Consider the following 21201-nt stretch of genomic DNA (forward strand, 5'->3'; position numbering starts at 1 on the left):
TGTACCGTGATTGACTGCGCACGCCACTCACCCCATACTCGCATCATAGTGAATCACGCTGAATCAAACTAAATCAGCAGACCGTGATGCGGAGGCATGTTCCCTGTGGTGCTGGACGACGGCGCGGATCCCCAGGTCAGGCGTCAGGTGCTTGGAGCAGAGTTGAGACGGTTGCGCGACATGGCCGGCATCTCCGGGCGCGAGCTGGCGGACCTGATCGGCATCAGCCAGTCGAAGGTGTCCCGCATCGAGGCCGGCACGGCGATGCCCTCGGCCGTGCAGGTGGCCGACTGGGCGGAGGCGGTCAACGCGCCGCGCGACGCGCGGCAGGTGCTCGACTCGCTGGTGCAGGCCGCGTTCACCGATGTCCGCGCGTGGCGGGTGGCCACGCGGACCGGGCCGCACGTCCAGGGCGACATCCAGCTCCTGGAACAGGGGGCCGGCCGCGTCCGCGTGTTCCAGCACTCGCTCGTCCCCGGGCTGCTGCAGACGGCCGAGTACGCCAAGCGGGTGCTCGCCCTGTTCCAGCCCGGCTACCCGGAGTCCGGCCGCGCGGAGGTGCTGGCCGCCCGCCTCGACCGCCAGCTCGTCCTGTACGACGAGAGCAAGCGGTTCGAGTTCCTGATCACGGAGGCGGCGCTGCGCTGGCGGCCGGGGCCGCCCCGGCTGCTGCTGGCCCAGCTCGACCGGATCGCCTCGCTGGGCACCTTGGAGAACGTCTCGATCGGCGTCATCCCCCAGGACGCCGAGGCCGTGATCAGCATGGCGCACCCGTTCGTGATGTACGAGCAGGACGCCGACCAGGCCGCCGAGGAGGAGGGGGGCGACGAGGTCGGCGGCACCGGCGACGGCGACGCCCATGAGGGCACGGTCGTCACGGTCGAGACGGTGCACGCCAACCTCGTCGTCAAGGGCGCGGAGAGCGTCGGCCTCTACGACACGCGCTGGTCGCTGCTGCGGCGGATGGCCGTCTTCGACGACGCGGCCAGGGCCTTCCTGACCGAGGTCGCCGCCGCCGTCAGAGCGGGAGGCTGAACCATGCCGGCATGCCGCTCATCCGAACAGGTGGCGTGGCGCCGGGGCACGACGGCCCCGGCGCCCCGCCCGGCTCAGCCGGCCGCGGGCCACTCGGCCGGCACGTCGAGCTTGCCGGCCTTCGCGGCCTCGATGTGCGCGTGCCACTCGTCGAGGGTGTACACCTGCACCGGGCCGTCCGGGTCCTTCGAGTCGCGGACCAGGATCACCATGGCGGTCTCGACGCAGGAGCCGCCGTCGCACGCGCTGCGGAACTCGACCGAGCCGCTCAGCTTGATCTCGTACATTGTTGTTTTTCCTTTCTTGGTGGTTGGTTCTTTCGTGCTGAAATCAGCTTCGCGCAGCCTTGTGGGAAGAATTCAGGACGACCTCCGGGTGGATTCCGGAAGTTATCTGGGTGCCTTTTCCGGGTTGCGCGGAGAATTCTCGGAGAAAGCGCAGAGGGAGAGAGATGACGGTAGAGGTAGCGGGCCCGGTCAGCCTGTTGCGGCTGCTCGGTCCCGTGGAGGTCCGCGAGGGCCGGCAACGCCGGCCGCTGGGCCGGCCGCAGGAGAAGTGCCTGATCGCGGCCCTGATCGCGGCGGAGGGCGGCACGCTCGACCTGGTCGAGATAAGGCCGTGGATCTGGGACGACGACGACGGCGACGACGACCGCGCCGACGCGGTTCACAAGCTCGCCAGCAATGTCCGGCGTCATTTACGCGAGGCCGGGATACCCGTGCTTCTGCCGTGCGAGGGAAAGGCGTACCGGCTTGAGATCGACGACGGCCGGGTGGACGTCCGGCTGCTGGAGAATTACACCGCGCGGGCGGAGGAACTGGCGGCCGACGGCCACGAACGCCAGGCGGCCGAGCTGCTCGCTCCGGCCCTCGAATGGTGCCAGGGAATGCCGCTCACCGGCCTCACCGGTACGCGGATCGAGACCTACCGCAGGGCGCTGACCGAGGAGGTGCGCCGGGCGCGGCTGCTGGTGTCGGCCATCGACGTCAGAGCCGGGCGGCACGCGCGGCAGGTCGGCCCGCTGACGACGCTGCTGGCGGAGGACCCGGGCAACGTCAGGGCGGCGGAGCTGCTCATGTTCGCCCACCACCGCCAGGGCCGGGTCGACCTGGTGCAGGAGGTGCAGCAGCGGGTCGATGCCCACCTGGGCGAGGCGGCGGGGACGGGCAGCCGGCGGCTCCGGGAGCTCGGGCAGCGGATGTTCGAAGCGGACCCCGCGCTGCTGCGGCCCGAGGCGGTCGAGCTACCGGGCGCGGGCCGGCCGAGGCTAACGGTCCTCGGTGCGGAACGGGTGCGGGAACGGGGGGACGAGCAGGCCGGGCATCCTGGTACCGAGGGATCCGCCGCCGTGGAGGAGGCGGCGGCGGGCCCACGGGACCAGGCGGGTCCACGCGAGCAGGACGGCACGCCTGAGCAGGAGAACGCCGAGGACCGGCGCGGAACCCGCGCAGGCGCGCCGCGCGACAAGGTGACGAACCGCGGCAAGCGCGTCAGCAGCTACCACGCCGACATCATGTACTTCGGGGAACGGCCGTGACCGCCCACGAGGTGGAGCCCGCCCCAGCCGGCCCTGAGCACGGCGGCGGCAAGGAGCCGGAACCCGGGCCCGGGCCGGCGGCGGAGACGACGCCCCAGGAGGCGGAGCCGAAGAAGAGCACGACCCCGCCTCCGCCTCCGCCTCCGGACGAGCCCGGCAGCGAGGAGGAGCAGCGCCGGGTCGACACCGAACGTGACCGGCGGGCGCGCGGCCTGCGGTTCTTCCTCGGCCCCGCCTACTACGCCGGCACGGCGGGAGCCGGCTCCCACCAGAGGGGTCCCGGCCGGGACAGCACGACATCGTCGGCGATGCGCGACGCGCACAGTTACCACGCCGACGACATGCACGTCCATCACACGTACAACTACTACGCCGCCTCCGACTTCGACACGCCGCCCCGCTTCGGCGGCCTGACCTGGGACCGGCTCGACCTGCGGCAGAAGCTGCACGTCCGCACCCGCTCGGACGAGCGGCTGCGGGACCGCCTGTGGGCCGAGCGGGTGGTGATCCTCTGCGGCGGCGACGGCACCGGCAGGCGCGACAGCGCGCTCTGGGCCCTGGCGGAGTTCGTCCCGGTCACCGGCAAGGAGGGCGCGGCGCACGAGTTCCCGGTGGAGATCACCGAGGTGGACACCATCGCCGCGCTCTTTCCCCGGGCGCAGGGCTGGCAGGCGGAGCCGGGACGCGGGTACGTGCTCGACGCCTCGGGGCTGCGGGCCAGGATCAACCGTACCCAGCTTGACGGGCTGCGCGGGGCGGCCGGCGCGGACGCCTGGGTGGTCGTCCTGGCGGCGGACTTCGCGCTGGCCGACGACCTGTACGGCGAGCCGGAGGTGATCGCGCACGAGCCGCCGGCCGTGCTCGACGTCCTGGACCGGCATCTGTGGACCCGTCTCGAAGACGCCCCACCCGCCGTCGTACGCGAGGCGCAGAGGCTGCTCGACGAGCCCGGCCTGGCCGACGAGCTGGGCAGGCTGAGGCATCCGGCACAGGCCGTCCGGCTGGCCGGCGACCTCGCGCTCCAGCTCCTCGACGGCATGACCGCGGCCGAGGTGCTCTCCTGGCTGCCAGGCAGGCGCAGGGAGGAACTGCGCGAGAAGTTCCTGGACGACGAACTCCGCCACCAGGCGCTGCCGCTGGTCGCCGCGGCCGTGTTCCAGGGGCAGCCCGTGGGCAAGGTGGTGCGGGCCAGCGAGCGGCTGCTGCGCCTGGTGCCGCCCAGATGGGTGCGTCCCGACCCGTTCGAGCACGTGATCCCGCCGGAACTGGACGGGTTCGTCAGAGGCTTCGGCGGGCTGAACGAGCCGGAGGCGCAGCAGGGCGCCGATCCGCCGGTGATCCTCCGGCCCGAGTCGCTGGGCCGCGACGTGCTGACCGTGGTCTGGCGGGACCGGCCGGGGCTGCGGGGCCCGCTGCTCGCCTGGCTGGAGTCCATGGCCGAGGACGGCGACCCGGCGCTGCGCATCCAGGCGTCGCAGGCGGTCGGCATGTTCGCGGTGCTCGACTTCGACCACCTCGCCGACACGACGCTGCGTCGCTGGCGCGACTCCGGCGAGCATCCGCACAAGCAGGCGTTCCGGTGGGCGCTGGAGGCCGCGGCGGGCGCCGACGAGCGCACCGCCGAGCGGGTCCGCCGCCTGCTCAGGGCCGGTGGGTCGCTGGTGACCAGGGGCACCCTGGTCGACGCGTACGGCACCCGCATCGGCGCCCTGTTCCCCGGCGACGCCCTGCGCGCCATCGACGAGCTGCTGCGCGACGCCGCTCGGCGAGCCGACGCCCTGGAGGACTCCACGCTGAACGTGGACACCGTCGACCTCCTGATCGGTGACCGCCGCTACCGCTTCTCGACCACGTTCGACCTGCACCGGATCGCCGCCATCGTCACGGAGATCTTCGCCGGTGGCGCCAGCCGCCAGGTGCTCAACAGGTTGCACGACTGGGCCGGTGGGCCGCCGCGCCGGCGGGAGATGGCCGAGGTGTACGTCAAACGCATGGTGGCGACCAGGGCGATGGTCCGCGTGGCGCGGCTGCCCGCTCCCGGCGCCACCGGCCCCCGCTCGCCGGCCCTCCTGCTCATGCTCGCCAGGGACGAGGTGAGCGCGGAACGCCTGCATCCCATCTGGCGGGCCGCGCTCGCCGACCGGGACGTGGGCAGGCGCGCCTGGGACGTCCTGCGCCTCTGGCTGGAGGCCGCCGACGGCGACGAGCGGCTGATCGAGCCCGTACGCGACGTCGTGCAGCCCATGGCCACCGAGCACGGCGGCCTGGAGCGGCGCCGCTTCTACCACCAGATCCAGCAGTGGAAGCGACGCCGTGGCGGCGCCTCCTTCCGCGCCTTCCCCCTTATCTGACTCGATGGGAGTTCGAGCACACCATGACCGCAACAGCGACCGACGCCGGGCCCGCGCGGCCGGGCATCGGGTGGCGCCTGCTCCGGTTGTTCCGGCGCGGCACCCGGCCCGAGGTGCCGCCGGTGAACGTCCTCGACGGCTTCACCTTCATCACCCCCGCGCGGGACGACGCCTTCCCGTTCTCCGTGACCGTGAGCTGCTGCTGGTGCGCCAGCGGCGGGCACGACAGCACCGCGCTGAGGCAGCTCATCGACGAGCGCCGGCCGCTCGACGAGCGGGTCATCCGCCGCGTCATCCGCAGCGCCACCCGCGTGCACGAGCCGTACGACGCCAAGGGCGCCGAGGAGGCCGCCAACAAGGCGCTCCAGGACGAGGGCGACCGGGCGCTGAGCGTCGTCTCCAGGGACGGCCGGACCGCGACCTGCTCCGCCTGGGTGGAGATCGAGCTGACCGATCAGGTGCGGCTCTACCAGCAGCGCGAGTGGCGGGCCAGGCTGCGCCTGGAGGCACACCGGTCGGCCTCACGGCGCACCATTCAGACCCTCGCCGAGCTGCGCGACCACTGGCTGGTGTTCCTCGGCGCCGACCCGGCCGACCTCAAGAACGACTGGCGGGTGCCGTTCGCCATCCGGCTGGCCGAGCACGGCCAGCAGGTGACCGAGACGGTGGCCAGCATGCACTGGCGGCGCAGGCGTGACGTGACGTTCGCCGTCGGCTTCTACAACGACGTGATCAAGCAGTGCCGCAACGCCGGCCAGTACGACTTCGCCAGCGCGGTCGAGGACTCGCTGAACAAGATGGTCAAGGCGTACAACCTGCCCCGGTACGACCTCGTGGGGGAGATGCTCCAGAAGGAGCTCATGCCGTACACCGAGAGCGACCCCATGGCGCACGTGTTCGGCCTGCGGCCCGACCAGGAGTCGGCGGTGTCGGACCCCGGACCCGAGATGTTCGGCACCGGCGCGGGCGAGGCCGCCGGATACGACGGCGTCTACGACGGGCAGCGGTTCGCCGAGGAGCCGGAGGACTTCTGGCCCGATGAGGAGCCGCCCGTGGATCAGCGGGAGCAGGACGCCGACGAGCGTGGCGGGCCGGAACCGGGCGACTCCGAGGAGCCGCCCGAAGATCAGCGGGGGCAGGACGCCGCCGGGGGCGGCTCCTCCACCGGCCCGCCGCCCCCCTCGCCGAACGGGCATCCGGGCCACGGCGGCGTGCCGCGGCCCCGGCCGGACGAGAGCCTGTGAGGGGACGATGACCATGCGGAAGCCGGGCCGGGCCGCCGTGGCGGCCGTGACCGCGATGGCGGCGGCGCTCTCTCTCAGCGGCTGCCTGAGCACCGTGGACCCCACCGACGGCGGCGACCCCTGCTGGGCGATGGCCGAACCGTCCTCATCGGCCGCCAAGGCGACGACGGGCGCCACGCACGCCATCCTGATCGACCGCTCCGGCTCGACCGTGGCCGAGGACACCGCCGACTTCGTCCCCGACTGGGCGCGGAGCCTGCGGCTGCGCGTGCCGGTGGGCAGCGGTGACCGGTATCTCATCGCCCCCTTCGCCGGCGAGCGGTTCCTGTCCTGGCCGGACCAGGCGCTGGTGGCGCCGCCCATCAGGGGGACCGCCACGAAGCAGAACGAGCTGAAGCAGGCCGTGACCGACTGCATCGAGCACAGCGTGCGGGAGACGGCGCTGAAGAAGGGGGTCTCGCGGCGTACCGACGTGCTGGGGGCGCTGCACGCCGCGGGCGAGCAGCTCGCCGCCGAGCGAGGCGGTGCCAAGGACATCTACGTGGCCACCGACGGCTACGCGAGTGAGGGCTGCGCCCGCCTGAAGATCGGCCGGGAGCTGAGCGACGACGACATCACCCGCATCGTGGACGGCTGCCGCGCGGAGCTGCCGCGGAACCTGCGCGGCGTGCCCGTGCACATCGTCGGCATCGGCACCTCCTCCAGCAAGATGCGCGAAGCGTCGCCGGCCGCGATCGCCTCCGTCGGGCGGCTCTGGGAGGCCCTGTGCCGCCAGATGACGGAGACCTGCTCCGTACGGACCGGCGGGACCACCGACGACGCGGCCGGCCCGTCGCCCCAGGCCGCGCCCCGGACGTCCCGGCCCGAGCGCGAGAGGAACACCTGATGGTCATGACCGACGAGCAGCCGCGGAACGGGTCGCCCTGGAGGCGTCCCGGCCGCGCCGCTCCCGACTACTGCGGTGACGGCTGCCGCTGCGCGCTGTGGGAGCTGCCGCGCGAGGAGCCGTTCCCGGGCACCGAACCGCCGCCCGAGCCGCGCGAGTACCACCCCGATCCGGCCGTGCTCAGCTACGCCGAGACCTGCGCGCTGCTCGGCGGCACCCAGACCGGCCTGCACCGCCTGCTGGAGGCGGCCGAGGCGATGCGGGCGGGCAGGAACGCGCTCATCACGGCCCACCACGACGCCACCGCGGCGCTCAACGCGTACGAGACGTTCGTGACCGAGGGCCGGCACGCCCACCTCGTGGGCCGTGCCTGCCGTGCCGAGCGGGCCCGCACCGAGCAGGCCGCCGCCCCGCCGCTGTGGCTGCGGGTCCTGCGGTGGCCGGCGATCATCATGATCGGCGCGTTCGACGTCTGGTTCTTCCAGCAGTACTTCCTCGACATCGGCTACACCGGCACCGACGAGGACCCGGGCTGGATACACGGCGCGATCGCGCTGGTGCCCGGCATCGCGGTGGTGTTCATGATCCTGCTGGGCGCCACGCTGGTCGGCGGGCTGGTACGCGGCTGGACGCGCCGGCTTGACGGCGCCGGCCGCGTGCTGAAGCTGCTCCGGGTCATCGTCCCCATGGGCTATCTCGCCCTCGTCCTGAGCATGGTGGGGTACTTCGCCTACCTGCGGGCCTACGAATCGTTCGCCGAGCTCCGCCGCTCGATCGAGCCCGAGCAGCAGGTCCTGCTGGTCGCCGGGCTGATTGGGCTGCTGACGCTCACCTCCATCCTGATGAAGGTGAAGGGGGACGACCCCGAGGCCGACGCGGTGTTCGTGGCCCGGCTGCGACGGCGGCGTAGCGACCGGGCGTGTGCGAAGACGCAGGCCCAGGTCAAGGCGGCGCTGGCGCGGCTCGGCCAGGCGTACTCCGATCTGCGGGCCGTGCGCGACGAAGGGCTGAGCAGGTTCAGGGACGCGATGCTGGAGGCGTACCGGCGGGGGATCCTCGAACCCCGTGCGCAGCACCGGCCCGGCACCGAGGTGCCGCCGGCGCTCACCCTGCCGCCCAGCCTGCAGGAGTACGTGCCGGACGGCTCATACGAGGGCCGGCACGGAAGCGCGCCGGACAGCGCCGCCAACGGGTCGAGGCCGGAAAGGGGAGCCGCGGCCCGCGAGTACGCCAGGCTCCTGGACGACTCCCTGGTCGACGGGGCCGGGCCGCTGCTGCCCGAGTTCGAGGACATCCGGCAGCCCCGGCCCTCGCTCGGACCGCTCCCGGAGATCTGCCGCGTCCTGGCCGTCACCGACCCCGGGCCACTGAAAGAGCGATGGCGGGAGCTCGACGAGCGGCTCAACGACGACGTCACCCGGCTGTCGGGGTGACGACGTGACCGAGTGGGCGCGACTCATCGACTCCCTGGCCGGGCTCGTGACGGCCGTTGCCTGGCCGGTGACGGCCGTCATGGTGGCGCGCTTCCTGGCCGGGCGGCACCGGGCGGCGTTCGAGCGGCTGCTCGACCGGGTCACCGCCGTGTCGTATCCGGGCGGGCAGATCGACCTCGCCGTGGCCGAGCAGGAAGCGCAGGTGGAGGAGCTGGCCGGGCGGCTGGCCGGTGCCGGGACCGACCCGGCGGAACGGCTGCGGATGGTGCGGCGGGCGGTCGAGCGGGCCGAGCATCTGGGCCGCCTGCGCGAGGCGACCTGGTGGGGTGGGCGGTATCTGGAGGAGAGCGGCATGGCCCGGCGGGTCCGCCAGGCCGTCCGCACCGATCCCGGCCACCGCCCACCGTGACCTGGCCGCGCCGAAAGGGGAACGCCGCACCACTACGGCGGGGCCCGGGCGCCCCAGCAGGTGGCGGCCGGGCCCCGTGGTGCTGCTAGAGGGAGATGGCCTCGGGGCCGAGGAGGGCTTTGATGTCGGCGGCGAAGCTCGGTGCCGCGTTGACGGGCCACTCCGGCAGCGCCATCACCATGGTCTTGCCGGCCGGTCGGCGCAGGTTGATCTGCAGCGGGACCTGGCCCTGGTGGGTCTTCAGGACCTGGCGGAGCTCGTCGAGGAGGCTCGGGGTGATGCGTTCCTCGCGAAGCTGCAGGGTGATCGGGGCGCCGTTCTCGCTGTTGACGCCGGAGACGTCGATGAGCGTCATGTCCTGGGCGAAGATGCTGATCGCGCCGTCGCGGTTGTTGATCTGGCCGCGTACGGACACCACGATGTCGGGCCGCAGCTCGGGTCCGTACAGCTCGTAGTTGCGCGGGAAGAACAGGCACTCGACGGCGGCGTCCATGTCCTCGACGGTGATGATCGCCCAGGTGTTGCCGGCCTTGTTGACCCGCCGGTCGACCTTGGTGACGAGGCCCGCGACCTGCACGTCGCCGCGGTCCTCGCGGCCGCTGTCGAGCAGGTCGGCGATGGTGGTGTCGCGGTTGCGCGCGAGCAGGCGCTCGGTGCCGGCCAGCGGGTGGTCGGACACGTAGAGGCCGAGCATCTCGCGTTCGAAGTCGAGCTTGGTCTTCTTGTCCCACTCGCCCTCGGGCACGGCGATGGAGAACACCTCGTCGTCGCCGTCGTCGGCCAGGCCGCCGAACAGGGAGTCCTGGCCGTGGGCCTCGTTCTTCTTGATGTCGATGACGGACTCGACGGCCTGCTCGTGGATCATCAGCAGGCCCTTGCGCGGGTGGTCGAGTGAGTCGAACCCGCCCGCCTTGATCAGCGACTCGATGACCCTCTTGTTGCAGGCGGTCAGCGGCACCTTGGCGAGGAAGTCGTTGAAGTCGGTGAAGCGGCCCTTCTCGGTGCGGGCCTTGACGACGCCGTCCACGACGTTCTCGCCGACGTTGCGTACGGCGCCCATGCCGAAGCGGACCTGCGTGTCACCGACGGCGACGAAGTCGAGCTGGGAGTCGTTGACGTCGGGCGGCAGCACCTGGATGCCCATCTTGCGGCACTCGGCGAGGTAGACGGCCGCCTTGTCCTTGTCGTCGCCGACGGAGGTGAGCAGGGCGGCCATGTACTCGGCGGGGTAGTTGGCCTTGAGGTAGGCGGTCCAGTAGGCGACGAGGCCGTAGCCGGCGGTGTGGGACTTGTTGAAGGCGTAGCCGGAGAACGGCAGCATGACGTCCCAGAGCGCCTGGATGGCCTCGTCGGAGTAGCCGTTGCCGCGCATGCCGGCCTGGAAGTTCTCGAACTCCTTGGCCAGGATCTCGGGCTTCTTTTTACCCATGGCGCGGCGCAGCAGGTCGGCGCCGCCGAGCGAGTAGCCGGCCAGCTCGCGGGCCACCGCCATGATCTGCTCCTGGTAGACGAGCAGGTGGAAGGTGGGGCCGAGGATCGGCTCGAGCGCCTCTTTCAGCTCGGGGTGGATCGGCTCGATGTCCTGGCGGCCGTTCTTGCGGTGGGCGTAGTTGGTGTGGGCGTTGGCCGCCATCGGGCCCGGGCGGTAGAGGGCGAGGACTGCCGCGATGTCCTCGAACCGGGTCGGCTCCATGAGCTTGAGCAGCGAGCGCATGGGCCCGCCGTCGAGCTGGAACACGCCCAGCGTGTCGCCCCTGGCCATGAGCTGGTAGGTGGTGGCGTCGTCGAGCGGGATGGTGAGGGTGTCGAGCTCGATGCCGCGGTTCTGCTTGATGATTTTGATGGCGTGGTCGATGATGCCCAGGTTCCGCAGACCCAGGAAGTCCATCTTGACCAGGCCCATGTCCTCACACGACGGGTAGTCGAACCCGGTGATGACGACGCCGTCCTTGTCACGCATGTGCATGGGGATCAGGTCGAGCAGCGGCGTGGAGGACAGGATGACCGCCGCCGCGTGCACGCCGGTGCCGCGGATCAGGCCCTCGATGCCGCGCCCGGTGTCGATGACCTTGCGGACGTCGGGGTCGGAGTCATAGAGCGCGCGGATCTCGGTGCCCTCGACGTAGCGGGGGTGCTCCTCGTTGAACAGGTCGGCCAGCGGCACGCCCTTGCCCATGACGTCCGGCGGCATCGCCTTGGTGATCTTGTCGCCCATGGCGAAGGGGTAGCCGAGGATGCGGCTGGCGTCCTTCACGGCGGCCTTCGCCTTGATCGTGCCGAACGTGTTGACCTGGGCGGTGTACTCGCTGCCGTACTTCTGGGTGACGTAGGCCACCATGCGGTCGCGCTGGCGGTCGTCGAAGTCGAGGTCGATGTCGGGCGGGTTGATGCGCTCGGGGTTGAGGAACCGCTCGAACAGCAGGCCGTGCTCCAGCGGGTCGAGCTCGGTGATGCGGGTGGCGTAGGCGACGATCGAGCCGGTGGCGCTGCCTCGGCCGGGGCCGACCGGGATGCCGTTCTCGCGCGCGTAGCGGCAGATGTCGGCCACCACGAGGAAGTAGGAGGAGAAGCCCATCGGGCCGATGACCTTCATCTCCGTCTCGTAGCGCTCCGTCACCTCGGCGGGGACGGGCGTGCCGTAGCGCATCTCCAGGCCGCGCTCGACCTCCTTGCGCAGCCACGACTCCTGCGTCTCGCCCTCGGGCACGTCGGGGTAGTCGGGCATGCGGTCGACGTGGGCGAACACGTCGCCGTAGTCGCCGATCATCTCCGCGACCAGCAGCGTGTTGTCGCACGCCTCGGGCAGCTCGGGGAACAGGCGGTACATCTCGTCGGCCGGCTTGAGGTAGTAGCCGGAGCCGTTGAAGCGGAAGCGGTTGGGGTCGTCCTTGTTCTTGCCCACGCCGACGCACAGGAGGCTGTCGTGCGCGTCGGCCTGGTCCTCGGTGACGTAGTGGGAGTCGTTGGTGACCAGCAGCGGGATGTCGAGCTGCTTGGCCAGCCGCAGCAGGTCCTGGCGGACCTCGCGCTCGATGTCGATGCCGTGGTCCATCAGCTCAAGGAAGTAGTTCTCCTTGCCGAAGATCTCCTGGTATTCGCCGGCCACCCGCACGGCCTCGTCATATTGGCCGAGGCGGATGCGGGTCTGCACCGCTCCCGACGGGCAGCCGGTGGTGGCGACGATGCCCGAGGCGTACTGCGAGATGAGGTCTTTGTCCATGCGGGGCTTGGAGTAGTAGCCCTCGAAGCTCGCCAGCGACGACAACCGGAACAGATTGCGCAACCCGTCGGCGTCCTTGGCCCACATCGTCATGTGGGTGAACCGGCCGCCGCCCGAGACGTCTTTCCCGCCCTCGCCGTCGGCCACGCCGGTCTCGGCCCGCTGCCCCCAGAAGACCGGCTTCTTGACGAAGCGGTTCTCCGGCGCGACGTACGCCTCGATGCCGATGATCGGCTTGACCGGGGAGCCCGAGGCGACCTTCTGGAACTCGTACGCGCCGAACATGTTGCCGTGGTCGCTCATCGCGATCGCCGGCATCTCCAGCCGCTCGGCCTCCTTGAACAGCGGCTTCAGCTTCGCCGCGCCGTCGAGCATGCTGTATTCGGTGTGTACGTGCAGGTGCACGAAGGACTTGCTCACCCGGTCCCCTAACCTTCGCCCCGGCCAGACTTACCGCATGAGCCTATTCCGTCCCAGCGCTCACTCGGAGCGCCGGAGGGGTCTCCGGCGACGGCCGTGACCCGATCCGCTGAGGTCAGCCTTGACGCGCTCCCCGTTTTGAAGGCCGGGGATTCAGCCCGTGCCGCGTGTGCGGCACCTCTGTGGCGGGGCGTTGCGCTGCTGGCCCGGGGTCGGGTAGAGGCGGACGTTGTACCGGAGCTACACGCTCCGATCAAATCCAGCCTGGCACTACTATGGTGTCATGATCAGGATTACGCTCCGGCTTCCCGATGACGTGCACGCCCAGGTGGCCGCCCGCGCCGAGACCGAGCGGCGATCCCTGAATTCCCAGATCGTGCACCTGCTTGAGATCGCGCTCGCCGCCGACCAGGCACACGGTGAATCGCCTTGACAGCGATTCACCTCTCCCTGCCCCGCTACGCGGGACGGCCCGCTTCACCCCCGGCCTGAAGGCCGGAGCACTGCGGGCATCAGCCGTAGCGCGTCAGCTCGTGGAAGAAATCGGGGACGGTGGCCAGCTCCCGCGCGTCGCGGACGGTGTCGTAGACGTGCTTGGCGACGGCCAGGTCCAGCACGCCCAGACCGAACGGCGAGAAGATCACCGGCCGGTCGGCGGGCGGCCGCAGCGCGCCGGTGAGCACGTCGTACAGCGTGCCCGCGACGAAGTCCCGGTGCCCCGTCAGCTGCTCGGCCAGGTGCGGCGAGGTGCCGGCCTTCATGCAGTGCTCGACGTCGTCCACCACGTTCCACGCCGACAGGATGATCTCCGGCGACAGGTCGCGCAGCGAGACGTGCAGCACCAGCGGGTCGTGCGCCAGCCAGGCGGGGTCGGTGACGTGCGGCTCGCCGGCCACGGTGGCGAAGACGACCAGCTCGTACGAGCGGATGAGCTCCTCGGCCGTGTCGCAGACCCGGACCTTGCCGGCCCCGGCGCGCGCCAGATAGTCGCAGAACCCCCGCGCGTGCCTTGCCTCCAGATCGTGCACGCCCACCTCGTCGAAGGAGAACCCGCCCGCCACCAGATAGGTGTGGATGTACCGGGCGATCAGCCCCGTGCCCACGAACCCCACCCGGGCAGGGAGCCGTCCCCGCGCCGCGCTCAGCTCGGCCGCCGCCAGGGCCGCCGACGCCGCCGTACGCGAAGCGCTGATGATCGAGCTCTCCAGGCAGGCGAACGGATACCCGGTCTCCGCGTCGTTGAGCACCAGCACCGCCGACGCCCTGGGCAGCCCGGTGGCGACGTTGCCGGGGAAGCTGGAGATCCACTTGATGCCGTGCACGCCGACGTCGCCCGCCACCGACGCGGGCAGGCCGATGATGCGGGAGGAGGGACGGTCGGGGAAGCGCAGGAAGAAGGAGTCGGGGTTGACGGTGGCGCCGGCGCCGTGCAGCTCGTACGCGCGGCGCACCACGTCGATCACCACGGTCTCGTCGCCCGACAGCGCGCGGTGCACCTGCGCTCCCGGGATGACGGCGAAGGACGGTGACGCGTCCATGTGCGGGGCTCCTGTCATGAGAGGGGGATGAGAGGGAAATAGGTCTAGGCCCACCGGAAGTCAGGGCATCGCTCCACTGACGGCCCTGCCGGGCGCGGGCATCGTGGGTGCATGACGAGATCGATAGGGAAGTTCTGCTTCCAGCACCGCTGGAAAGTGGTCATCGCCTCCCTCCTGTTGATGGTGGCGGGCTTCGCCGCGGCCGGGTCGGTCGTCGGCGGGATGTCCGCGGTGCAGCAGCAGAACGTCCCCGAGTCGTTGCAGGCCAGGCAGCTGCTGGGCGAGGGAGGCTCGCAGGTCGTGCTGCTGGTCGAGGGCGTGGACCCGCAGGCGGAGGCGACCAGGGCCGCGCTGGCCCGTACGGCCGCCGCCGTCCGCGGCCTGGAGGGCGTCACCGGCGTGGACGAGCCGCGCACCGCCTCCGACGGCAGCGGCGTCATGCTGGCCGCCGGGATCTCCAAGACCGGGGAGGAGGCGACCGCCTTACGCGTCGCCGACGCCCTCAGGAGCGCCGGCGACGGCCTGCCGGGAGCGCGGGTGCGCATCGGCGGGGACGCCTGGCTGCGGTACCAGACCAAGATGGCCGCGCAGACCGACATGCGGGACGCCGAGTTCAAGGCGCTGCCGCTGACGTTCGTGGCCCTGGTGATCGTCTTCGGCGGGGTGGTCGCGGCCGGGCTGCCGCTGATCACCACCATCGTCAGCGTCGGCGCGGCCTTCGCGGTGCTGCTGGCCATCTCGCAGGTGATCCCGCTGGACGGCAACGTCACCACCGTGGTCACCCTGCTCGGGCTCGGCCTGTGCATCGACTACGGCCTCCTGCTCGTCGGGCGGTACCGCGAGGAGCTGGTGCGCCCGTACCGGCGGGCGGTGGCGGCCGGGGGCACGCGGATCAGCCTGGAGGAGCGGGCCAAGGCGGTCGAGCGGACCTGGGCCACGGCCGGGCGCACGGTGATGTTCAGCGCGCTGACGGTCGCGGCGGCGCTGACCGGGCTCATGGCGTTCAACGCCGTCGGCCTGCGCGCGGTCGCCGCGGGCGGCGCCGCCGTCTCGCTGGTCGCCATGCTGACCGCGCTGACCATGGTGGCCGCGCTGATGCGGCTGTTCGGCGGGCGCATCCACCCCTCGCGGCGGGCGCTGCGCGGCGAGGACCGCGTCGGCGGGTTCTTCGAGCGGCTGATCAGCCGGGTACAGCGCTTCCCCGTGCTGGTCGCGGTGGGCATCGTGGTCGTGCTGGTGGCGCTCGGGGCGCCGATGCTGAGCGCCAAGCTCGCCCTGTCAGGCACCAAGATCCTGCCGCCCGACCTGGAGTCGGTGCAGGTGACGAACGTGCTGGCGGCCACATACGGGCGTACCGACCGGCCGGCCGTGCTCGTGCTGGCGCGGACCGAGCCGGAGCGGCTGCAGCAGTGGGCGGAGCGCTGGAAGGGCGATCCGGCGGTCGTCCGCGTGGAGACCGCGCGGCCCGACGGCCCGGGACTGGCCTCTGTGGCGCTGGCCGTGCGCGGCGACACCCAGGGGCCGCCCGCCCGCGAGCTGGTCGAGCGGGTCCGCGCGGACCGGCCCGGGGACTTCCGCATCTGGGTCGCCGGCCAGGCCGCCGAGCTGGTGGACGTCAACGCGCTGCTGCGCGACGGCATGCCGGTGGCGCTGAGCGTCACCGCCGCCGCGATGCTGGTGCTGCTCTTCCTGCTCAGCGGGTCGATCCTGGTGCCGCTGACCGCGGTCGCCATGGCGGTGGTCTCGCTGGGCGCCACGTTCGGGGTGCTCGTGCTGGTCTTCCAGGACGGCTGGCTGTCCGGTGCGCTGGACACGCTGACCGTCGGAGGGCTGGATCCGTTCGCTCTCGCGGTCATCTTCGCCTTCGCGTTCGGTCTCTCGATCGACTACGAGGTGTTCCTGCTGGGCCGGATCAGGGAGCACGTGGACGAGGGTCTCGGCACCCCAGCGGCGGTCCGGGCCGGCGTGCGCGACACCGGGCGGATCATCACCTCGGCCGCGCTGCTGATGCTGGTGGTGTTCGGCACGTTCGGCATGGCCAGGATGGGCGACATCGAGCAGATCGGCATCGGGCTGTTCGTGGCCGTGCTGGTGGACGCCACCCTCGTCAGGTGCCTGCTGGTGCCGTCGGTGATGACGCTGATGGGCCGGGCCAACTGGTGGGCCCCGGCGCCGCTGCGCCGCCTGCACGCCCGGTTCGGGCTGCGGGAGGCGGAGCCTGCGCCGCGACCGCTCATCGAGGTCGGTCAGTCGGCGCGGACAGGGGACTGAGGTGGCCGCGCATGCGGGGCCCGCCGGCCGGACGGCCGGCGGACCACACCGGTCACCAGCGCCATTCGCGCTGGTCGAGCAGGTGCTCGGCGGTGACGCCGTGCGCCTTCGCCCAGCTCAGGAACTCGTCGATCTGCTGCAGCTGGTACGAGCTCTCGTCGTAGCTGGTCGCCATGACGTGCCCGAGCCAGCTCTCCTCGCCCATGGCGTAGATGTACGCCTCGCGGGTGCCCAGCTCGGTCACGATGTCGGCCGCCTGCGCGGCGTCGGAGCCGGAGAGCTTGCGCGAGTCGCTCATCCGCTTGGGCACCGGCCGGGTCAGCAGCGCCTGGTAGAGCCAGGTCAGCGGCGCGCCGTCGCACTCCATGCCGAGGAAGGCCATGTCGGCCGTCCCCAGGTGGGAGCGGACGTGCCGGTAGAGCGCCGGGTCCACACCGGAGGAGTCGGCCCCGACGAAGACGGACCGGTCGGCCAGGCGGATCCAGTAGGTGGACTTGGCGCGGATGTCGAGGCTGGCGTGCTCGCCGAGGAACGGCGCGGCCACCACCTCGCCGCCGGGGAAGGCCACCTCGTCGAAGGTGTCGACCTCGGTGACGTCCATGCCGAGCCGGCGCAGGTAGAGCGCGAGCGACGGGTCGGACAGGTTGCCGCCGGAGGAGCGCGGCACCACGACCGTGCCGATGCGGCCGCGCAGCTGCAGCAGCGACTCCAGCACGATGTGGTCCTGGTGGCCGTGCGTGATCAGCGCGAGGTCGATGTGGTCGGGCAGGTCGTCGTAGGTGTAGCGGCCGGACGCCGTGGAGTCGCCGCTGATGAACGGGTCGGTGATGATCGCCGCCTCCGGCGACTGCAGCACCAGGCAGGCGTGGCCGAAGTAGCGGACCCGGCCGCCCGACTCGATGTGCCGCTCCGGCCGCCCGGGAGGCTCGGGCGCGAGCAGCCGGGCGAGGCCCGCGGCGGTCTCGTCGTCGGAGATCTCCAGCGCCTCGCGCAGCGCGGCCAGCGTGGTGGGCCGCAGCCGGGCGTCGAACAGCGCGTCGAGGCCCCGGTGCCGGAACGGCAGCGGCAGGTCCACCACGCCCGGGTTCGGCAGGCGCGGCGTGCTGAGGATGAACGGCCGCTCGATCCCGGTCTCCAGCGACAGCTGCACCGACTGGCGCGCCTCGATGAAGGCCGGGCTGTGGTAGATCAGCGGCTCGAGGAAGCGCAGCGACGGCTGGTTGTAGGTGTCGTAGACCAGCTCGACCAGGCCCGACAGGGCGGGCGGCAGCTTGGCGTAGAGCGGGGTGAGGTCGAAGCCGGTGGCGTTCTCCTCCAGCAGCTGCTCGGCCTGCGCGATCGACTCGGCGAAGTCCAGCATCGCCGCGCGCTCCGACCTGATCGCCGCGACCAGCGCCTTCACCTCGTCCGCCCGGCTCTCCGGCACGTTGACGAAGTAGCCGCCGCGCAGCTCAGGGTTGGCGCAGGCGGCGACGTGCGCGGGAGGCGACTCCAGGTACGACTCCAGCAGCGGCACCTGGAGGAAGGCCAGGTTCATCGACGCCTGGACCGGCGTGAACGTGTGCATCCAGGCGTAGAAGCGGTCCACCAGCGGTTCGATGATGGCGTTGGCGTGCAGGTAGCGTAATTCGTGATCCATGTCGGCTCCTGGGTGACGTGTGATGATCCGTTAGGAGACTTCCGCGCCGGTGGGGACGGCGACCTTCGGGCTCTCCCCGGACAGCAGCGCCTGGTAGACCGAGCGCAGGGTGGGGCTCGGGTCCACGCCGAGCTCCTCGGCGAGCAGCCGCCGGCCCTCCTGATAGACCGACAGCGCCTCCTCGCGGCAGCCCTCCTGGTCGAGGGCCATCATGAGCTGGGCGCGGAAGCGTTCCTGCAGGGGGTGCTGGATGACCAGGTCGACGAGTTCGGGGATCAGCCGGGTGTGCCGGCCGAGCGCCAGCTCCGCGTCGATGAGGGAAGACAGCGCAGTCAGGCGGGCCTCTTCGAGGCGCGGACGTTCGATCTGGATGAGGTGTTCCGTGACGTTCGACAGCGCAGGGCCGTGCCACAGGCGCAACGCCGAGCGGAACCAGTTGACGCTCTCCTCGTAGCCGCCCAGGCGCAGCGCGCTGTGCCCGAACCTGACCCTGGACTCGAACAGCTCCAGATCGAGGTGACCGTGACAAACCTGCAGCAGATAGCCGGGGTGGTGCCGCCGGATCGTCACGGCGGGCGCGAGTTGCTTGCGCAGCCGCGACGCGTAGGTATGGATCTGGGCGCTGGCGGTGGCCGGCGGCCGGTCACCCCACAGCAGCTCACCGAGCCGCAGATCCGACACCACCTGGCCCCGCTGGAACAGCAGGGCCGCGAACATCGTGCGCTGCTTCGACCCCTGCAGCGCGATCTCGCGATCCCCTTGCCACGCGGTCACGGGACCGAGAACCCTGAACTCCAGTCGCGAATTTTCCATGTCATGCAACCCACGTCGATTCGTGAACATGGATCCCCCTTGTCGTGGGTGGATGTACGGGCGGCTGCCGGTCTTGCGCGCGGACTCTGTTACGGTCTGCAGACCGCGATCGCGGGTTGTTTTTGACCGGCGCGACGCCCGGGCACCGGCAGTCGCCCCCGTTCGCCGCCCATGGCTTCCGAGACTAGGTGTGCGGCTCTGGCCTGTCCAGGGTCGCCGCAAATATAGACGCCATATAGCGGCGTGTCACATAATGTCGCTGCCATTTATCGCATCCGATTCTTTCCGTATCCGCCGGTGACGCGTCACCCCAGCTCGGCGCGGGGACGGCGCCGGAGATATAAGCCGCGTATAGCTCGCCCCGGCACGATGGAAATGTGCTGAGAGAGCAGAGTCGCGGGGTGAACGGAATACTCGGAACCATCGGGAACACGCCGCTGATCAGACTGGACCGATTGTCCGCGGACACGGGGGTGAACCTGTTCGCCAAACTCGAACGGTTCAATCCGGGCGGCAGCATCAAGGACCGCACCGCACTCAACATGGTCGTCGGGAAGATATACAGCGGGGAAATCGTGCCGGGCCGGTCGGTGGTCGTCGAATCCAGTTCGGGAAATCTCGGCATCGGGCTGGCGCAGATCTGCCGCTATTTCGGCCTGCGTTTCGTGTGCGTGGTCGACCCGAAGACGACCCGGCAGAACATCGAGATACTCAAGGCGTACGAGGCGTGCGTCGAGGTGGTCACCGAGCGCGACCGCGAGACCGGCGAATACCTGCCCACGCGGCTGCGCAGGGTGCGCGAGATCATGGCCGCCGAGCAGCACGCCTTCTGGCCCAACCAGTACGCCAACCCGCTCAACCCGCAGGCCCACGCGACGACCATGCGGGAGATCGCCGACGCGCTGGACGGGCGGGTCGACTACCTGTTCTGCTCGGTCAGCACCTTCGGCACGCTGCGCGGCTGCGCCGAGTACGCCCGCGCCAACGCGCTGGGCACCACCGTCGTCGGCGTGGACGCGGTCGGCAGCGCCATCTTCGACGGCGAGCCTGAGCCCCGGCTGATCTCGGGCCATGGCGCATCCGTCGCGCCCGCGCTGCTGGACCGGCGGCTCGCCGACGAGGTCGTGCACGTCTCCGACCTCGAATGCGTGGTCGGCTGCCGGCGGCTGATCCTGCGGGAGGCGATCCTGGCCGGCGGCTCGTCGGGGGCGACGGTCGCGGCGCTGGAGAAGCGCGGCCCGCACCTGCCGCGCGGGGCCAACTGCGTGCTGATCTTCCCGGACGGCGGCGACCGCTACCTGGACACCGTCTATTCGGACGAATGGGTCACCGAGCACTTCGGCGAGGTGTCCCACCTGTGGAAGAGCCCAGACAGGGCGGCCCCCGGCGCGGACGACGCGGTCGCCCCCGAAGGAGGGGAGGCCGCATGCGGCATCTGATCTCGATCGACGACCTCACCGACGACCAGCTGCGGCACATCGTCGAGCGCGGCGTCGGCTTCGCGACCGGCCGCAACGGCGCCGCCAGGCCGCTGGCGGGCCAGGTGGTCGGCGTGTACTTCCGCCGCACCTCCACCAGGACCAGGACCGCGTTCTCCAGCGGCGCCCTGCGCCTCGGCGCGCACATCATCGCGTACGGGCCGGACGACCTGCAGACCAACACCGGCGAGACCACGCAGGACACCGGCAAGGTGTTCGCCCTGATGCTGGACGCCCTCGTGGCGCGCACGGCGGACGACCCGGCCGAGATGCGCGGCTGGGCCGACCAGGACCGCATGTCGGTGATCAACGCGATGAGCTCCGACGAGCACCCCACGCAGGCGCTGGCCGACCTGGTCACGCTGCAGCACCGCTTCGGCGCCGTGGACGGCCTGCGCGTGCTGTACGTCGGCGAGGGCAACAACACCGCCACCGCCCTGGCGCTCGCACTGGCCCGCTTCTCGGACGTCGAGCTGGAGTTCCGCACCCCGCCCGGCTACGGCCTGCCGGAGGAGCTGCTCGGCCGCGCGGCGCAGCGGGCGCGGCGCACCGGCTCGTCGGTGACCGAGCGGCACGACATGGACGAGGGCACCGCGAAGGGCTTCGACGTCGTCTACACCACGCGCTGGCAGACGACGGGGACCAGCAAGCCCGACCCCGACTGGCGGCGGATCTTCCAGCCGTTCCAGGTGACGGAACGCCTGTGGGAGGGCAACCCGGAGGCCGTCTTCATGCACGACCTGCCGGCGCACCGCGGCGAGGAGGTCACCGCCGAGGTGCTCGACGGTCCCGCCTCCATCGCCTTCGAGCAGGCCGCGGGCAAGCTGCACAGCGCGATGGCGGTGCTGGAGTGGTGTCGGGCGGGGTGAGCGCCCGCGGCGGCGTGCGCAACCCCGACTTCCTGAAGCTGTGGGCGGGGGCGGGCCT

Annotated in this window: 16 protein-coding genes; 11 read left to right on the forward strand and 5 right to left on the reverse strand. The window is 71.3% G+C overall.

Annotated elements, in window-relative coordinates; translation table 11 throughout:
- Positions 1 to 162: 162 nt before the first annotated feature.
- Positions 163 to 1035: a helix-turn-helix transcriptional regulator gene (locus AB0K12_RS03440; RefSeq protein WP_364555242.1), complete on the forward strand. Its 873-nt coding sequence runs from the start codon at positions 163 to 165 to the stop codon at positions 1033 to 1035.
- Positions 1036 to 1109: 74 nt separating this feature from the next.
- Here AB0K12_RS03440 and AB0K12_RS03445 read toward each other — a convergent pair whose 3' ends face one another.
- Positions 1110 to 1322 carry a DUF397 domain-containing protein gene (locus AB0K12_RS03445; RefSeq protein ID WP_364555243.1) on the reverse strand — a complete coding sequence of 71 codons (213 nt, stop codon included), beginning with the start codon at positions 1320 to 1322 and terminating at the stop codon, positions 1110 to 1112.
- A gap of 164 nt (positions 1323 to 1486) precedes the next feature.
- On the opposite strand from AB0K12_RS03445, the gene AB0K12_RS03450 reads away from it, so the two are divergent.
- The 6 genes from AB0K12_RS03450 to AB0K12_RS03475 are packed head-to-tail and all read left to right on the forward strand — an operon-like array spanning position 1487 to position 8895.
- Positions 1487 to 2572: a bacterial transcriptional activator domain-containing protein gene (locus AB0K12_RS03450; protein WP_364555244.1), complete on the forward strand. Its 1086-nt coding sequence runs from the start codon at positions 1487 to 1489 to the stop codon at positions 2570 to 2572.
- Positions 2569 to 4923 carry a hypothetical protein gene (locus AB0K12_RS03455; protein ID WP_364555245.1) on the forward strand — a complete coding sequence of 785 codons (2355 nt, stop codon included), beginning with the start codon at positions 2569 to 2571 and terminating at the stop codon, positions 4921 to 4923. The genes AB0K12_RS03450 and AB0K12_RS03455 overlap by 4 nt, the downstream gene beginning before the upstream one ends.
- Positions 4924 to 4946: 23 nt before the next feature.
- Positions 4947 to 6167 carry a hypothetical protein gene (locus tag AB0K12_RS03460; protein WP_364555246.1) on the forward strand — a complete coding sequence of 407 codons (1221 nt, stop codon included), beginning with the start codon at positions 4947 to 4949 and terminating at the stop codon, positions 6165 to 6167.
- A 7-nt stretch (positions 6168 to 6174) separates the two neighbouring features.
- Positions 6175 to 7053, forward strand: a complete 879-nt coding sequence (locus AB0K12_RS03465) for a vWA domain-containing protein (protein ID WP_364555247.1) — start codon at positions 6175 to 6177, stop codon at positions 7051 to 7053.
- On the forward strand, positions 7053 to 8486 hold the full coding sequence (locus AB0K12_RS03470; protein ID WP_364555248.1) for a hypothetical protein: 1434 nt from the start codon (positions 7053 to 7055) through the stop codon (positions 8484 to 8486). The genes AB0K12_RS03465 and AB0K12_RS03470 overlap by 1 nt, the downstream gene beginning before the upstream one ends.
- Before the next feature lie 4 nt (positions 8487 to 8490).
- Complete coding sequence (locus tag AB0K12_RS03475) at positions 8491 to 8895, forward strand: hypothetical protein (RefSeq protein WP_364555249.1); 405 nt, start codon at positions 8491 to 8493, stop codon at positions 8893 to 8895.
- 85 nt (positions 8896 to 8980) lie between these two features.
- Here the strand turns inward: AB0K12_RS03475 and dnaE are convergent, their stop codons facing one another.
- Positions 8981 to 12535: a DNA polymerase III subunit alpha gene (dnaE, locus tag AB0K12_RS03480; protein WP_364555250.1), complete on the reverse strand. Its 3555-nt coding sequence runs from the start codon at positions 12533 to 12535 to the stop codon at positions 8981 to 8983.
- Between the two features lie 283 nt (positions 12536 to 12818).
- On the opposite strand from dnaE, the gene AB0K12_RS03485 reads away from it, so the two are divergent.
- Entirely contained in the window at positions 12819 to 12968 is a 150-nt protein-coding gene (locus tag AB0K12_RS03485) for an Arc family DNA-binding protein (protein WP_364555251.1), read from the forward strand.
- A 79-nt stretch (positions 12969 to 13047) separates the two neighbouring features.
- Here AB0K12_RS03485 and sbnB read toward each other — a convergent pair whose 3' ends face one another.
- Positions 13048 to 14073 (reverse strand): 2,3-diaminopropionate biosynthesis protein SbnB, encoded by a 1026-nt coding sequence (sbnB, locus tag AB0K12_RS03490; protein ID WP_364555252.1) that lies wholly within the window; start codon positions 14071 to 14073, stop codon positions 13048 to 13050.
- A 111-nt stretch (positions 14074 to 14184) separates the two neighbouring features.
- Here sbnB and AB0K12_RS03495 point away from each other — a divergent pair, with 111 nt between their 5' ends.
- Positions 14185 to 16344, forward strand: coding sequence for an MMPL family transporter (locus tag AB0K12_RS03495; protein WP_364555253.1), 2160 nt, complete (start codon positions 14185 to 14187; stop codon positions 16342 to 16344).
- A 52-nt stretch (positions 16345 to 16396) separates the two neighbouring features.
- On the opposite strand, the gene AB0K12_RS03500 is transcribed toward AB0K12_RS03495, so the two are convergent.
- Together AB0K12_RS03500 and AB0K12_RS03505 are read right to left on the reverse strand one after the other, a co-directional pair.
- Positions 16397 to 17983 carry an MBL fold metallo-hydrolase gene (locus AB0K12_RS03500; protein WP_364555254.1) on the reverse strand — a complete coding sequence of 529 codons (1587 nt, stop codon included), beginning with the start codon at positions 17981 to 17983 and terminating at the stop codon, positions 16397 to 16399.
- Between the two features lie 30 nt (positions 17984 to 18013).
- Positions 18014 to 18757: an AfsR/SARP family transcriptional regulator gene (locus tag AB0K12_RS03505; protein WP_364555255.1), complete on the reverse strand. Its 744-nt coding sequence runs from the start codon at positions 18755 to 18757 to the stop codon at positions 18014 to 18016.
- A gap of 440 nt (positions 18758 to 19197) precedes the next feature.
- Here AB0K12_RS03505 and sbnA point away from each other — a divergent pair, with 440 nt between their 5' ends.
- Both sbnA and AB0K12_RS03515 read left to right on the forward strand, forming a co-directional pair.
- A complete protein-coding gene (gene sbnA, locus AB0K12_RS03510; RefSeq protein ID WP_364555256.1) occupies positions 19198 to 20235 on the forward strand; it encodes a 2,3-diaminopropionate biosynthesis protein SbnA in 1038 nt (345 codons plus the stop codon).
- On the forward strand, positions 20223 to 21143 hold the full coding sequence (locus AB0K12_RS03515) for an ornithine carbamoyltransferase (protein WP_364555257.1): 921 nt from the start codon (positions 20223 to 20225) through the stop codon (positions 21141 to 21143). Before sbnA ends, AB0K12_RS03515 begins: the two co-directional genes overlap by 13 nt.
- The last annotated feature ends 58 nt before the right edge of the window (positions 21144 to 21201 follow it).

Origin of the sequence: Nonomuraea sp. NPDC049419 (assembly GCF_040676995.1) — a bacterium.
GTDB classification, from domain to species: domain Bacteria; phylum Actinomycetota; class Actinomycetes; order Streptosporangiales; family Streptosporangiaceae; genus Nonomuraea; species Nonomuraea salmonea.